Annotated in this window: 8 protein-coding genes and 1 tRNA gene; 2 read left to right on the top strand and 7 right to left on the bottom strand. The window is 53.3% G+C overall.

Annotated elements, in window-relative coordinates; genetic code table 11:
- Positions 1–34: 34 nt before the first annotated feature.
- From H7849_RS01870 to H7849_RS01855, 4 genes are all read right to left on the bottom strand, one after another.
- On the bottom strand, positions 35–3,739 hold the full coding sequence (locus H7849_RS01870) for a BadF/BadG/BcrA/BcrD ATPase family protein (RefSeq protein WP_186743727.1): 3,705 nt from the start codon (positions 3,737–3,739) through the stop codon (positions 35–37).
- Between the two features lie 217 nt (positions 3,740–3,956).
- Positions 3,957–5,741 (bottom strand): activator of (R)-2-hydroxyglutaryl-CoA dehydratase, encoded by a 1,785-nt coding sequence (locus tag H7849_RS01865; protein ID WP_186743726.1) that lies wholly within the window; start codon positions 5,739–5,741, stop codon positions 3,957–3,959.
- A gap of 70 nt (positions 5,742–5,811) precedes the next feature.
- Positions 5,812–7,098 (bottom strand): radical SAM protein, encoded by a 1,287-nt coding sequence (locus H7849_RS01860; RefSeq protein ID WP_186743725.1) that lies wholly within the window; start codon positions 7,096–7,098, stop codon positions 5,812–5,814.
- 399 nt (positions 7,099–7,497) lie between these two features.
- Positions 7,498–7,686, bottom strand: a complete 189-nt coding sequence (locus H7849_RS01855; protein WP_186747936.1) for a hypothetical protein — start codon at positions 7,684–7,686, stop codon at positions 7,498–7,500.
- On the opposite strand from H7849_RS01855, the gene H7849_RS01850 reads away from it, so the two are divergent.
- Positions 7,630–9,543 carry a sigma 54-interacting transcriptional regulator gene (locus tag H7849_RS01850; RefSeq protein ID WP_186747095.1) on the top strand — a complete coding sequence of 638 codons (1,914 nt, stop codon included), beginning with the start codon at positions 7,630–7,632 and terminating at the stop codon, positions 9,541–9,543. The two genes, H7849_RS01855 and H7849_RS01850, sit on opposite strands and share 57 nt — an antisense overlap.
- A gap of 188 nt (positions 9,544–9,731) precedes the next feature.
- The gene (locus H7849_RS01845; RefSeq protein WP_186743724.1) at positions 9,732–10,082 is read left to right on the top strand and encodes a hypothetical protein; all 351 of its coding nucleotides are present in this window, start codon (positions 9,732–9,734) and stop codon (positions 10,080–10,082) included.
- An 82-nt stretch (positions 10,083–10,164) separates the two neighbouring features.
- On the opposite strand, the gene H7849_RS01840 is transcribed toward H7849_RS01845, so the two are convergent.
- The 3 genes from H7849_RS01840 to H7849_RS01830 form a co-directional block, all read right to left on the bottom strand.
- Positions 10,165–11,370, bottom strand: a complete 1,206-nt coding sequence (locus tag H7849_RS01840) for a choice-of-anchor Z repeating domain-containing protein (RefSeq protein ID WP_186743723.1) — start codon at positions 11,368–11,370, stop codon at positions 10,165–10,167.
- Between the two features lie 79 nt (positions 11,371–11,449).
- Positions 11,450–11,537 (bottom strand) — tRNA-Leu (locus H7849_RS01835).
- Positions 11,538–11,809: 272 nt separating this feature from the next.
- Positions 11,810–15,004, bottom strand: a complete 3,195-nt coding sequence (locus H7849_RS01830; protein ID WP_186743722.1) for an efflux RND transporter permease subunit — start codon at positions 15,002–15,004, stop codon at positions 11,810–11,812.
- Positions 15,005–15,109 lie beyond the last annotated feature (105 nt).

Raw genomic sequence — 15,109 nt, 5'->3', positions numbered from 1 at the left:
TAGAAGAACCTATTCGCGGTAGACGCTGGCCAGTTCAGTCTCCTGCGATCGCCAGGTCATGGTCCTGCTCCGCTTGTTTGCGAAGCGACCGCTCAAAGGCCGCGAGCTGTGCTTCGATGTCTCCCTCAATCTGGCGGCGCTTGATGATGTCCTCGCGATAACGGCGCAGGAAGTAGTCGATCGTTTCTACGCGAATGCGGATGGAACCGGAAGGCTTGTTCTCATCGAGATCCTTGAACGAGAAATACGGGGTTCCGGACTGTTCGATGATGCCTTCGATGACTCCATAGATAGGAGCATCGTGCCCGCACTTGAAGCTTGAGACCTCCAGAGCAACGAGGTTGGGGTGACGCGCTGTAAACTTCGCCGCCCACACTTTATGATTCGTGCTGGTGGAATAGCGGTTCTTCCATACATCGGAGATGTCGAGCGGATGCGTGATCATCCCAGCTCGCACTTCTTCGCCGAAGAGCCGGTCCAGCAGATCTTCATCGAGCGGCAACGTGCTCTGCGAGAAGACCGGGTAGCCCAGCTTCTGGAATTCCTCCATGATCTCGTGGTTCAGACCGGGATCATGGTGGTAGACGCGGCCAAGCATCACGATGCCGATGCGGTCTTCACGTTCAAGCTGGTCAAGCGTTTGGCGCGCCTGGTTGCGGATTTCCGACTCGCATGCACTCAGCGCTTTGAAACCTGCATCGAGTGCTCGGTCATTTTCCTCGCGGCTCAAGCCGAGGACCGGTCCCAACGCCTTGTACATCTGGTCGGCGCAGATCTTCTTGTCCTGAAGATTGAGGATCGGGTCGAGATAGAGAATCCCGTTTTCGCCGAATATATCGCTTTCTTTCGTGAAAGCAGCCTTTACGGTTTCCGGTGTGGCGGTCACCGTAGGGCAGGCATTCGAGCCAGTAAGGTTCACGAGGTGCGAGTGCAGTACGTCATACATCGGGAACCAGATCGCGTTCAGCGGTTTCTTGTTGTGCTTGGTCGCTAGCAGGTTGTAGACGTGCGCGATGCCGATCTTTGACGGATAGCAGGGATCGATGGCGCCGCGGCTAGCGCCGGCACGATAGAGCTCCGGCGTTGTGTAGTCGGAGTAAATGATGTTCTCCGACTTCAGGCCGAGACTGGCAAAGTACGCATTGAAGAGCGGTGCATAGGTATAGGTGTTCAGCAGGCGCGGGATGCCGATGCGGAAGTCTTTCCTGCGCTCCATGAGAGGAACGCGCTCTTTGATGCTCTTTGAAACGAAGAGGCCTTTCGTGCTGGGCACAGAGTCGGCGACGACTTCAACCTGGCGCGGACGGAAGACATCGTGTGCAGCGATATCTACGAAGTTGGGATTGGCTTCTTTGATCTTGTCGATGTCGGACTTGATGTCTTTCATCTCATCCAGATCTTCGACTGTTCCCTTTTCGCACGTAGCGATGATCAGGCGCTGCTCGCCCATGCGAAGAGGAACCTTGGTCTTGCGCGGCTGGAATTCGACCGGCTTTGGCAGTTCGACGACCTTGCTTGATCCGGGAGAGACCTGGATTTGAATCAGCGGCTCTGCCTTCGCCTTAAATGTAGATTGCGTGTGGGAGCCGCATCCGCCACCAGTGCTGCACGAAGAGCCATGCGATTCTACGGCGGGTAGATTGGCTTGAATCTCTTCGAGGCTCGGCAGCTGTGCGGCGACTGCAGCAATCTCTTCTGCCGTGGCGGCGCGGTCGCTTGCGACCGGCTGCTTTGCTCCGTTTACGTCTACGTCGATAAAGGTTCGCAGACAGTTGTTTTTGCAGAAGTAGCAGCGTGTGTCTTCATTGCGCGTTGTCCGATAGCGGATGTTTGCAACTGCTTCGAGACCGATGAACGTAGTCTGTTTGCCGTTTTTCCAGAGACGCAGAGCTTCCTGAGCGGCGCCGATCGCTCCTGATTCGCCGCAATGCTCATGGACGATGATCTCCGGCTCTTTGCCATTGGCGCGGAAACTGGATTTGATGAAGTCCACCTCCGCCTTCACTACGGCCATATTGTTCTGCGTGCCACCCTGTAAAACAAAGCGCGAGCCGAGGGCAGCTAGATTCGGAATGCTAGCGACGTAAAGGAAAACATTCTTCGGCAGGACGTCAGCGAGTCCAGCGAGGATCTCTTCAGAACGCCAACCCTGTCGCTGGAAGTTGACGATGTCCGACTGCATGAAGACGGCGCAGCCATATCCGAAAGACGGCATCGATTTCGCGGAGAAGGCAATGTCGGCGAAGTCTTCTACCTTGAGACCAAAGCCTTCGGCAGTGGATTGCAGGAAATATCCGTTGCCGGCCGAGCACTGCGTGTTCAGCTTGAAGTCTTTGACGCGGCCATCTTTCAGGACGATGAGTTTGATGTCTTGTCCGCCGACGTCAATGATGACGTGGGGATCATCGTAGAACTTGAGTGCAGACTCCGTGTGTGCGACTGTCTCAACCAGTGCTACGTCAGCATGCAGCACATCTCTAAGAATGTCCTTTGCGTAGCCGGTGGTGCCGACTCCGAGGACTTCGAGGGATGCGCCTTTGCTCTCGATTTGCTCACGCAACTTCTCGAACATTTCGATCGCGTCCTGGATCGGATTGCCATTCGAAAGCTGGTAGGTCTTGCACAGGATCTCGCCGTCTGTCCCCAGCAGGGCCGCTTTGGTCGAGGTGGAGCCTCCATCAATTCCCATAAAGCCAGAGACGACCTGGCCGGGCATGAATTCTGCCGGTACGAATTTCTTTCTCTTGTAGGCCGACTTGAACGAAACCAGTTCGGCGTCTTCGGCGACGAGTCCCTTACCGCCGGCCGCGGCTTTCTCTTCGGCACGGCCATAGTCGATGTAGTAAAGAAGCTTCTCAACTCCGAGATAGCGGCCGACCACGGCTTCTTCGTCCTTGCCAAATTCAACCGAGCCCAACGCAGCGAAATATTGCGCGTTCTCGGGTACCTTGATCAGTTCTTCCGGCTTGACTCCATCCGGAATTTCAACTTTGCGTTCCTTCCACATGCGTGGGATGTTGGCTTGCCAAGCCTCGCGCATACCGCGGATGAATCCATTCGGGCCACCGAGAAGAAGTACGTGCGGACGCAATGTGTGTCCGCGCGTGAGCACGCTCAGGTTCTGCAGCACAATCGCCTCGAAGAGTGAGGCCATCAACTCATCCGAGGGGGTGCCGGTTTTTTGGAGTCCGTTGATATCGGTTTCGGCGAAGACGCCACACTTTCCAGCAACTTTATGAAGCTTGACTCCCTGATATGCCTGGTTAGACAGCTCTGAGGCAGGAATTTTCAGCTTTGCGTTGATCTTGTCGATGACTGCGCCGGTACCGCCAGCGCATTTGTCATTCATAGATGGGATTTTCTTTTTTCGGCCCGTCTCCTCATCGTCTTTGAAAACGATGATCTTTGCGTCCTGGCCTCCCAGTTCGATGACGGAATAGACCTCGGGATGCAGCTTCTCCACCGCAAGAGAAACTGCATGCACTTCCTGCACGAATTTCGCGCCAACCATCTCGGCGATCGTTCCACCACCGGAGCCAGTGATGAAGATGCGGGTATTGTCCTTTGATATGCCAGCTTCGGATTCCATGCGGCGCAGGAACTCGAGCACTTTCTCCGGTTGCCGCGTTTCGTGACGCTGATAGTCCTGCCAGATTGTCTTATCGGTAGCTGCATCCACAACGATCGCTTTGACTGTGGTCGAACCAACGTCCAAACCAACCAGAAATTTCTGCATCATTTTTTCCTCAGCTACAGAAGTTCTCCACGAGACAAGAAAACTGGCCGTCGTGCCCGGCTGCTCGCAGAAGTTGCGAATTTACCAGATGCATCGTCCGGCGTCCCACCTTCTATGCGCCGCGCTCGCAGTGAGCGAAGCGCACAATGCAGTGTTGCCGAAAACAATGCCAGCGCCAGAATGGTTGAGCCTTCCAGCACAACTCGAAGCAAGGTGCGCATCACGCCACCTGCGATGTGGCCAGCGAGACGCGCGGCTGACGACGATAGCTTCTGTCGCGATTCATGAGGTCGCTGACATGCCATGCGAACTGCGCCGCCGTTCCAGCCACGCCTTCGCGATGCGGGACTTTATACAGCGCATGCTTCAGTTCGGGATGTGAATCGACATAGTCGCGCAGATCATCCAGTGATTTGCCCGTTTGCGTCAGCACGTTATCGAATTCCGCCCGCGCCTTCGCCTTCGCTTCTGCCAACGCCATCTGTACGCGGCTGTGCGCGTTGACTTCGCCCTCACCGGAAGTTTCGATAGGCAGAAAGATCATGTCCTTGAACTTGTTGACGACTCTCGACTGAACGCCATCCGACTGCGTTGAAGGCATGCATCCGAAGGGTTTCAGCGCCAACACCATATGGCAGAGATGATTCACGGTGTAGTAGACATTCTTGCCCACTTCCATGTAACCCTCTCCACCGCGCGCAAGTTGGTGATAGAACGGATGCGCCAAACGGGACAGTTCTTTTTGCGGAATGAGATGGTGCGCCGTGTCCCCCATGTGCTTGATAGTGCGATGGTAGAAGTAGTTCCACATTGCGCTGCCCGCACTGAGGCCACCGGTTTTCTTGAAGAGCTTGAATTCATTCGCAAAGCGCTTCTTGAGTTCAAACCACTTGGGATCGCGATATGGCGCTTCAGCGCCAGCGCGAGCTTTGGCGCCTTCCTTAGCAACGTACATCATGTAGGCGATCCAGGTGGCGATGGGCTCGACCAGAACCTGCGCACCTTCTCGCTCGAGGAACGCGAACATGTTGAAATTGCCATCGCCTTCGGTCGTTTGCGCCCAGAATTCGCCGGTAATTTTAATAACCGGCTTTACGCGGAGACGATCTACTTCGATGGCGTTGATGCTGTCGCGGCAGGCATGGAGAGCGTCCACATACTCTTTGCCGTAGAGATTGTGCGCAACCTTGCCCAATGTGCAGCCAATGCCCGCGATCTTGTCGTGTTTCGCAAGAAAAGGCTTCGCCCAGGATGGCGCCGCATCGTTAATGTGCCAGCGCTTTCTATCACGCAGGGTATCTGTCAGTGTTTTTGCCGCCTGCTGAATGACCTTATCTGTCTCACCCTTCCTCACTTCGAAGGGACGAACCTGGTAGACCAGTTCGTTCAGCACATCGCCGAGATTGAGCGCGTTGAGCATGCCCATCCCGAAATCGACGCTGAATTTCAGCCCTGGCTCACCGCTCGCGGCCTTGATGCCATCGGTCTGCTGGAACAGCAGAACGCGAAATCCATCGAAGCCCGAATTCTTCAGCGCAAAGCGATACTCAGCTTCGTACATGCCGAAGCGGCACGGACCGCAGGAGCCGGCGGTGAAGAAGACGTAGTTGTCGATGATCTGCTGCTTCGTCATACCCTGCTGCTCAAGGCCTTGCAGGTAACGCACGAGGTTGCCCACGGTAAAGTACGTTGGGTTGCACTGGCCGTTGTTTCCGAATTCCTTCCCTGCCTGGAAATCGGCAACTATAGGAGTCGGAATGTTTTCACAGCGATAGCCGCTTCCGTGAAAAACGGCCTTGATCATTTCCTCGTGTTTCCAAGTGAGGCCGCCGAAAAGAATCGTCACATAGTCGCGCTCTGCTCCCGTAAATGTACGCTCCACCGGTTTCTTAAACTCACGCATACGCGCCAATCCTGCTTCCGCACGAAGCCGCGCACGTTCTGCATCAATACGAGCCTGAATCTCAACCTCAAAATCGGTTTGAACGATTTCTGCAGCTGGCATATCCCTCTCCTGTGAGTCAAAGGTTGCTCTTGCCTTATTATTGATTCTCGCTGTAATCGAACTGCTGCAGCTACATCTGCCCCTTCACTCCCTGGAACCCGTGGGCGAGCTGCTTAAAGAAGTACTTGATCACCCGCTGGTCGTTGTAGCACCAGCCCAGAATGTGGTTCAGCGTCGAAAAGCAATGGGTCTGACAGGTTTCCTTCTGGTGGTCGAGTTGTTTCGTCTCGAACTTGTGGTCGCCCACAACTCCCCAGTCATAGCTGGCAGTGTACATCGGAAAACACGGCGCCAGCGTCCCATCAACGCGAATAATCATGGAATTTTGTCCGGCGCGGCAATTCCATGGAAAGTGGTTGCCCTTCATGAAGTCGACCATCTGCCAAAGTCGGGAATTCGAGTTCACCATCTTGTAGCCCGAATCCTGCTTTTCTGTCAGCCATTGAATCGTCTCTTCCACCAACGGCCAGTCGTCCTTCGTAATATAGGTTACGTTGTTGTCTGCATGCTTGAAGTGCTCGTCCTGTTCAAGCAATGGCGATTCATTGATGTGATAATCAGTGGCGACACCGCAATCGCGTGCGATCTCCGTGAGCTCCCGCACGTCGTCGAGGTTATTGCGGCAAATATTGATGTTGAGGAAGACCGAATAGCCGTAACCGTATTGCTTGCGGACGAGATAATCGAACTGCTTACGAATCGGGGCAAGGGCCTTCGGAAGACCGGGCTTAATATCGACCGCATCCACAGCGATGTTGAAGGTCGACATGCCAGCATCCGCAAGCTTATCGATAACTTCGGTGCGCAACAAACGGGCATTGGTGGGCAGGTAAATCCAGAAGTCCTTCTTTGCCGCGTAGTAAGTGATTTTTTGAATAAAGTCTGGCCGCAGAAGAGGCTCGCCGCCCATGTAAGCGAGCACCCGGCAGCCGGTGCCGTGCAGCCAATCGATCGACCGCTTCGCTGTGTCTTCAGTCATGCCTTTGACCTTGTTGTCGAAGGCCCAGCAATAGTGGCAATCCAGGTTGCACTTGAACTCGGTAAACAGATAGGCAATCAGAGGATGGAAATCGCCCTTCGTAACGCGCGATCGAATGTAGGGGAAAAGCCAGCCCTGCATCGCGTGATAAATCTGACCGGGCGAATACTTGCGTTTTTCTGGCGGGACCCAGTCGTTGCTTATTTCAACGGGCCCCAGCAACTCTGGACGCTGCGGAAAGACCGGCTCGGGAAATGTTTCTGGCTTGCCTACTGGATACAGCCCCATCGGTGGTGCAGAAGGTTGAGTCAGGAGATTGTGTAACGGTACATCGAGTCGAAAATTTGAAGCTTGTTCCGTATGTTGCTCAACAGGCATCAGGACCCTCCAAAGGTTCAAACTCTGGTCTTGCGCAACTCGCTAAAGGCTCAATCTTTGAGACATGTTATACCCTGCACATCACTCTCCATATCCCCCGAAATAGTTATTCGTTCTAACTGCGTGGTAAGAAAAGAGATGGTCTCGTTCTTTAAGAGACACGCGCTCATCTGTCAGATAGAACTGCCAAAAAGCTAACCAGGTGCCAAATTATTGGCATCGGACGCTGTTCTTCCGTCGTCTATATCTCCACGTAGATCGTGATTGCTGTAGTGGTTAAAGATACCTAACGAGTTCGCTGATCATCTATAGTTTGACCAGTTTGTAGACTGGGCTAAGCAGAATTGAATCATGGAGACGCAGGACGACATGTGTGTATCCAGTTCCGCTCCCACTCGCTTACAGATCGAGGACGATGACGTCTTTCTGCGCTTTATTCGGCATCTGAGCCAGTTTTCCAGCGCGGAACATTTGCTGCAGTCGCTGCCATCCGTATTTCACAATCTGATCCCAGCTGACACCTATCTCATCATGCGAGAAGATGGTTCGCACGCTGGCGTGAGCCTGATTGCTGACAGCAGAGGCCAAGGATTAATTTCCCCGATCGATCTAAGTTCAGGTGAGCATTCAGCATACCGCTGGGTCCATGAATATCAGAGGCCGTTGGTGATCGGTTCTGTTGCGTCTGAGACACGGTTTACAGATACGTTGGAGTGGTTTCGGTCGAATGGAGACCGGTCAATTTGTGTTCTCCCGTTTAGTACAGCGCTTCGCCGTTTGGGAGCGATATGTGTCGGCCGTTCTACTGAAAATGCCTTCTCTGAAGAGGAAATTTCCCTTCTTACGCTGGCTGTAGACTATGCAGCTCTGGCGCTTGATGACAGGTTGCATTTCGCGGCTTCAGAAAAAGCAGGGCTGCAACTCGAAAATGAACGGACAAAGCTCAAGCTCATTCTCGACCTAAATAACAGCGTTGTGTCTAACCTAGAACTGAAACAATTGATCCGGGCGATATCCCCCAGTATTCGCAATGTCATGCAGTTGGATGCTGTCGCCTTGATGCTGCCGACAAGCGACAACGGATGCCTGGAAGTTTACGCGTTGGACTTTCCAGACAGCAAAGGGACGATTCGGCCCGGAGTTATGGTTTCACCCGATGGTCTTCCGGGACAGGTCTTTCGTAGTGGGAAGCTTTGGGTTGGTGACATAAGTGAGGAACGTACCAAGACTGACGATCGGAAGCTGACTTCGCAGGAGGGATTTCAAGCGACATGCTTCCTACCCCTAGTCCGCTCCAGCCGTGCGCTCGGCGTCCTTTCCGTAGCCAGACTTCGCAAGGACTCATTCACTGAGCAGGATGTGGACTTTCTACTTCAGATCGCCGGACAAGTTGCAATCGCGATCGACAATGCGCTCGCTTATCACAAGATCTCGGAACTCTCCGACAAACTCGCGCAGGAAAAGCTCTATCTGGAGGATGAGATCCGCAGTGAGCTTAACTTTGAGGAAATTGTAGGTAACAGCACGATCCTCCGGAAAGTTCTGCGTCAGGTCGAGGCGGTAGCCCCAACCGACTCCACTGTGCTGATCTATGGCGAAACGGGAAGCGGAAAAGAACTGATCGCACGTGCCGTGCACAAATTAAGCATGCGCAAGTCTCATGCCTTCGTGAAGCTCAACTGCGCAGCCATTCCAACAGGCCTACTGGAAAGTGAGCTCTTTGGTCATGAGAAAGGTGCTTTTACCGGGGCGATTGCACAGCGAATTGGGCGCTTCGAACTAGCCTCACAGGGTACGATATTTCTCGATGAAGTCGGAGAGATACCGTTGGATTTGCAACCCAAACTGTTACGTGTCCTGCAGGAAAGAGAGTTTGAGCGGCTGGGCAGCTCTCGCACAGTCCACACGAATGCTCGGCTCATTGCTGCAACGAATCGCGATTTGAATGCGATGGTTGATAATCAAAGGTTCCGCTCTGACTTGTTTTACAGGTTAAATGTTTTTCCCATCTACGTACCTCCACTCCGCGAACGGACCGAAGATATTCCCTTCCTCGTCAGACATTTCGCTCAGCATTTTGATCGCTTGATGAAGCGCCAGATCGAAACAATCTCATCCGAGACGATGAATGCTCTTGTCCGCTATCCGTGGCCGGGGAATATTCGTGAGCTGCAGAATGTCATAGAGCGAGCTGTGATTTTGTCGTCAGGAAAAGAACTTAAGGTACCTATTGCGGATCTAAAGCCAAGATCCGGGGATAGTGGCGGGAGCAATGGCATGATGACTCTGGAAGAAATGGAAAGGCGACATATTCTGTATGTTCTCAATCAAACAAACTGGGTTTTTTCCGGCCCAAACGGCGCAGCTGCCAAGCTAGGGATGAAGCGGCCCACCCTCCAGTTCCGAATGCGAAAGCTCGGAATCTCACGTCCGTCTCGCCAGTAGCCTGCCAACATATTGGCGAGGTGCCAGTTGGTCAGCATCATGATCGGAGGACTGTTGTCTAATATTTCGACGCAGGCCGACTAAGTCCCTTTAATTAAACTACCTAACTTCAAATTATTGGATCAGTCTCTGGCAGATTGATTGCGTAAACTTCGACAAAGTACATCGGAATGCTTTCCGAGACTCACTTGAATTCAAACGATTCGGGAAGAACGGAATGCTCTGGCTCGCGACCAAGTAATGCAATGTTCAGAATTACGGTTGTCGAAGGCCCATCGGAAGAGAAATGGATTCTTCAGGGCCAGCTAACTGGAGAGTTTGCTTCAGAGCTGAACGCAACCTGGCGTGAATCGCTGGAGCGGTGTTCAGACCGGTTACGTGTCGTTGATCTGAGCGATGTGATCTTGATCGACAAGATGGGGGAGGATGTTCTCCTCAAGATGCTCCGTCAACGAGCCAAATTTGTTGCATCAGGTGTTTACACAAAGCATTTGTTAGAAGAATTGCAAGAGCGCATCGACTGTACAGAGGCCGATTAAGCTGACTTCAAATATTGCGGCACATATATCAGCGGCGATGCAGTTTCACAACCGCATCGCCACCTGATAGCAACTTCTCCTCTTAATTACAAGTTGGAGCGGTGTTGTAATTTACACAGCCTGAGGTCTGATTGCCCATCGTCCAGACTGCCGAGACATTCGGCATGTCCGCGCGATGAATAAACCAGTACAACCAACTCGACCCCGCACCGAACGTCATCGTTTGGCCCACATCGTTCAGTTGGTCGGTCCACTGATTCGGGTCGCAGTTTGAGTTCCAGAACATCTGCGACTGCAGCACCCCGGTTAGCGTTGCGCTCGGCGAAATTCTCATCGCCTGATACTGCTGACCATTACTCGTGTACATGCACGCCTGCCATTGCGTCGTGATTCCCGATGCGGCGGCGGTTACAGGGACAGTCGCGGTTGAGGCTGTGAAGGAATCGTCGTAGGCCACGACCTTGAGGGTATGGGACCCTTGTGACAACGCGAGACTAACGTTGATCGCCGAATCCGGATTTTCATCGACCCACAACAGATTGCTTCCATCGAAGATTGCCCAGCTGTAAACGCTTCCGTCGGTGTTACTTGTCTGCGCGACCGTGGCCTGAATCGTAACCGATCCATTTACCGATTGGTTTGGAGAGGGCGACGTCACCGTTACCAGTAGAGGCGATCCTGAAGGACTCGATGTTGAACCGCCACCTGACGAGCCGCCCGAAGATCCTGAGCCCGAACCCGAGCCCGAACCAGAACCAGAACCAGAACCACCGCCGGGCGTGACACACCCATAGCAGCCAGAACCGGATCCAGATCCGGAGCCGGAGCCAGATCCTGAACCAGACCCCGAACCGGATCCAGATCCTGAGCCAGATCCTGAACCAGATCCCGAACCGGATCCAGATCCTGAGCCAGAACCCGACCCTGAACTAGAGCCAGAACCTGTGACTGTCAGACTCGCTAAGCTCGAGGACGATTGAGTTGAATAGTCGGCGACATCGACCTGCAGTGTCCCAGGATTCTCAATCTCGATAGCAGTGACCCCCGCCATCAGCAGATTACTGTTGACGAAATATGTCTGGAGCGTCTGCACTCCATTTGTGGTGTAAAGCCGCACGACCGAATTTGAGTTAAATCCGGCTCCGGTAACGGTGAGGACAAAGCCGCCGCTTCCCGCAGCGATGCTTGAAGGTGTAAGACCAGAGATTGTCTGCCCAACTGCGCAACTGGCAAGTAACAATCCAGAGAAAATATAAGTAAAGAGAAACGATCGCAGCAGTCGGAACATAGACGTCGCATCCCCCTTTCAAGACAAAATTAGAGAGGCAGATTACGTCAATTAACGCCTTACATCAGTGATTTGGGGTTGGTGCCGGGAGGGGGGGTCGAACCCCCATGACCGCAAGGGTCGGCGGATTTTGAGTCCGCTGCGTCTGCCAGTTCCGCCATCCCGGCTAATAGATGGTTATTTGAATCGAATATGGCTACTTCCCCATTGCTGTATCGCAACGTGGGACCTACGCTCACCTTATCCGAGTACTTCCAGTCTCGCACAGCAATACCATACCAGCAAGAGGATATGCCTTTGAACTAACTTTCGTAATTGGTTAGCGGAGGCGATTTTTAGTCGTCGGCCACTTTTCAGAGCAAAGAATATTGAGTTCCGCACACAAAAAGAGGAGCCAGAAATCTGGCTCCTCGATCACCTATGTTTTCCGATTCTGTTTTTATGAAGAGAGTGCTTCTTGTTCCACCTCAAGACAATCTTCAGCCTTGCGGCGCGTGCGTTTGAACTTGCTTAGCAATGTGCTCAGGATGACATACAACACAGGTATGAACAGGAGGTTCAGGAAGGTCGATACTACCATGCCTCCGACAATTGCAGTGCCAACTGAGTTTCTTCCTTTCGCGCCCGCACCTGTTGCAAAGTACAGCGGCAGCACACCAAGGATGAACGCAATTGACGTCATTAGAATCGGCCGCAGGCGTAGCTCCGCAGCCTCAATTGCAGCATCAGCTATTGATCGCCCATGCTCGCGCAGCTGCTCCGCGAACTCAACGATCAGAATGGCGTTTTTGGCAGCAAGGCCAATCAGCATCAGCAGACCAATCTGCACATAGACGTCATTCGAGAAACCACGAAGCGAGACAAGTTCGAGGGCGCCCAGCACCGCCATCGGCACCGAAAGCAGAATAATGAACGGCAGTGCGAAGCTCTCGTATTGAGCAGACAGTGTTAGATACACGACGATGATTCCGAGCCCGAAGATGATGATTGCCTTACCTTGTGACTCGACCTCTTCCAGTGCGAGACCGCTCCATGTGTAGGACATTCCCTGCAGCTTGTTCTGCTGAAAGAGATCTTCCATCGCCTTGAGGCCCTGGTTTGAACTGTATCCCGGGGCAGCGGAGCCATCAATTTCTGCTGACCGGAACAGGTTGAAGTGATAGATCACCTGCGGTCCAGCCGTATCGCTGACTTTCACCAGATTGTCCAGCGGAACCATGCCGCCACTGCTGATGCGCACATAGTACTGGCGCAGGTCGCTCTGTTTCATGCGGAAAGGCTGGTCTGCCTGAATGTAGACCCGATAGGAGCGATTATTGAAGTCGAAGTCATTAATGTACTCCGACCCCATGTAAACACCCAGGGCATTGGTCACCTCGCTGATAGGCACGCCCATCGCCTTGGCTTTCTCGCGGTCGATCTGGATCAGCAGTTGCGGGTCATTCGCCGTATAACTGCTGTAGAGATTGGCCAGGTCTTTACGCTGCTTGCTGGCCGCCACCATCTTTTGCGCCACAGTGGCCAGATCTTGCAGCGTGTTCCGGCCCAGATCCTGTAACTGGAACTCGAAACCGCCAAAGCTGCCGATGCCCTGCACTGCCGGAGGCTCAAACATCACAATCAAACCGCCTGGAACCCCAAACATCTTCGGCGACAGGCGTTGGACAATTTCTCCTGCGCCATGGCCTTTGCCACGCCGCGAGTCAATTGGCTTCAACGGAACGAAGATCAATCCGTAATTCGGAGCACTGCCACCCGACAAGCTGAAGCCAGGAACGGCAAAGGTTCCAAACACGTCAGGGTCCTGCAAAATCACCTGTTCTGCCCGGTGTGAAAGCTCGGTTGTGTAATTCAGCGAAGCTCCCGGGGGCGTTTGCACCACGCAGATCAGATAGTTCTGATCTTCCTGCGGGATGAATCCCGTAGGCACATGCGTGTACATGAAAACCGTTGTGGCCAAGCCACCGAAGAAGATCAGCAGCAACAGATAGCGCAACCGCAACGCAACATGAATGATCTTCGCATATGCGCGGCCCATCCAAAGGATAAAGGACTCTACGCCGCGCGCGAACGCTGCGTATCCGCGGGAAAGAAATTTGATGCGCGTCCAATCCAGTAGCTTGTACTTCTCTTCTTCGCCGCGAAGAAAGAGCGCCGCAAGCGCGGGAGAAAGCGTCAACGCGTTAAATGCGGAGATGGCGATCGCGAATGCAATCGTCATCGCAAACTGCTTGTACAGAATGCCTGTTGTTCCGGGGAAGAATGACACCGGCACAAACACTGAGATCAACACAAGCGATGTTGCGATGACCGCGCTCGTCACTTCCTTCATTGCGTCTGATGTCGCTTTGTGCGGATCGCAATGTTCCAACGCAATGTGACGCTGCACGTTTTCAATCACCACGATGGCGTCGTCCACCACAAGGCCCGTCGCAAGAATGATGCCGAACATCGTCAGCGAGTTGATGGAAAAGCCGAATGCCTTGATGAAGGCGAACGTTCCGATCAGCGATACAGGAATCGTAATCGCCGGGATGACTGTCGCGCGCCAGTCGAGCAGGAAGAGGAAGATGACTGCGATAACAATCACAACCGCTTCTTCCAGCGTCGAGATGACTTCCTTAATCGAATCACCGACGACCGTCGTTGTATCAAAGGCGACAACGTATTTGATTCCCGGCGGGAACGCCTTCGCCAGTTCTGCCAGCTGTGCCTTCGCAGCTTTATCTACATCTAGCGCATTCGCATCTGACAGCTGCTGCACACCAACGCCAATGGCTTCGTGCCCGCTGTATTCCAGGTTTGTGTCGTAGGTTTCCGCGCCTAGCTCGGCATGACCGACATCTTTTAGCTGGACGATGCCGTTTGGCGTGTTTTTGAGGATGATTCCTTCAAACTCCTTCGGATCAGAAAATCGCCCAATAACGCGTAGAGTGATTTGGAAATTCTGATCGCTGGGCGCAGGAGGACGGCCAAGCTGCCCGGAAGGAATTTCAATGTTTTGCTCCTGAATGGCATTAATGACATCTGTCGCAGTCAGATTGCGCGCCGCCAGCCTTGCGGGATCGAGCCAGATGCGCATTGCATATTTGCGCTCACCGAAGATCACCACATCGCCAACGCCTTTGATTCTCTTCAGCGGGTCCTTTACATAAACATCAAGATAATTGGAGATGTACTGATTCGAAACACTCCCGTCTGGCGAAAAGAAACCAGCTGCAAAAACGAAGTTTGAGTTCGCCTTTGAAATTGTGATGCCGGTATTCTTGATTTCCTGGGGCAGGCGGCCTTGCGCAGTAGACACGCGGTTTTGCACGTCGACCGCCGCGATGTCCTTGTTGTATCCAGTAGTGAAGAAAACCCTGATGCTGCTGGTGCCGTCATTCGAACTGGTTGAAGTCATGTAGTGCATGCCCTCAACGCCGTTGATCTGCTGCTCCAGCGGAATCGTAACTGCCGACTCAACCACCTGCGCGTTGGCGCCAACGTAATTGCTCGTGACGTCAACCTCCGGCGGAGCCAACTCTGGATAAAGCGAAATCGGCAATGTTGGAATGACGGCTGCACCCGCAAGAATAATCAGCAGCGCGCAAACCGTCGCGAATACGGGACGGTGAATGAAGAAATCTACCACGCGAAAATCCTTTCGCTACCGGGCCACGGCCCCAACATTTGTGCTGAGCGCGGTGCGCTATTCAGCAGCGCTTCTTGATCCGCAGACATTTCAGCGATCACAAAC

This window comes from Alloacidobacterium dinghuense, from assembly GCF_014274465.1.
Lineage (GTDB): Bacteria > Acidobacteriota > Terriglobia > Terriglobales > Acidobacteriaceae > Alloacidobacterium > Alloacidobacterium dinghuense.
The sequence above is the reverse complement of the archived record's forward strand: the minus strand, read 5'-3'. Positions and strand labels throughout refer to the sequence as shown.

Excerpts from the sequence above, each read along its gene's own strand:
- H7849_RS01860 (WP_186743725.1), bottom strand. The coding sequence starts at position 7,098 with ATGCCTGTTGAGCAACATACGGAACAAGCTTCAAATTTTCGACTCGAT.
- H7849_RS01870 (WP_186743727.1), bottom strand. The coding sequence starts at position 3,739 with ATGATGCAGAAATTTCTGGTTGGTTTGGACGTTGGTTCGACCACAGTC.
- H7849_RS01865 (WP_186743726.1), bottom strand. The coding sequence starts at position 5,741 with ATGCCAGCTGCAGAAATCGTTCAAACCGATTTTGAGGTTGAGATTCAG.
- H7849_RS01850 (WP_186747095.1), top strand. The coding sequence starts at position 7,630 with ATGCGAGAAGATGGTTCGCACGCTGGCGTGAGCCTGATTGCTGACAGC.
- H7849_RS01840 (WP_186743723.1), bottom strand. The coding sequence starts at position 11,370 with ATGTTCCGACTGCTGCGATCGTTTCTCTTTACTTATATTTTCTCTGGA.